The organism is Micromonospora sp. LOL_023 (assembly GCF_048060115.1).
Classification (GTDB): Bacteria; Actinomycetota; Actinomycetes; order Mycobacteriales; family Micromonosporaceae; genus Micromonospora_E.
In genome coordinates this window covers 1-414 of the sequence record NZ_JBHMIM010000203.1, presented here as the reverse complement: position 1 = coordinate 414, position 414 = coordinate 1, and the positions used below count along the sequence as shown (strand labels likewise).

The 414-nt window shown below is 67.6% G+C and carries 1 protein-coding gene; it reads left to right on the top strand.

Translation table 11 applies throughout. From position 1 onward, the window contains the following. A partial coding sequence (locus tag ACFHVL_RS31475; protein ID WP_416632263.1) for an ATP-binding protein occupies positions 1 to 335 on the top strand: 335 nt, incomplete at its 5' end. Between the last annotated feature and the right edge of the window lie 79 nt (positions 336 to 414).

Below are 414 nucleotides of genomic sequence, written 5' to 3'. Positions count from 1 at the left end.
CCATCGGGAAAGCGAAAGTGGACGGTTCCGTCGCCCGGACCATCGCCCGGATCTGCGGCGTCGATCTGATCGTCGTCGACGACATCGGCATGCTGCCCGCAGGCCAGGACGCCGCCGAGGCGTTCTACCGCGTCATCGACGCCGCCTACGAACGCAGGTCCATCGCCGTGACCAGCAACATCCACCCCAGCGGCTTCGACACGATCATGCCCAAGACCCTCGCCACCGCGACCGTCGACCGGCTCCTGCACCACGCCCACCTGGTCCTGACCAAGGGCGACAGCCACCGCCTCGCCGAGGCCCTCGCCGGGAAAGGAGTCACACCACTGACCTAGACAAGATCCAGATCTCGTGACCGCCCATCCGGAGAAAAGCTGTCCGCCTGCCCGGATGCCCCACGTCCGCCCACCCGGC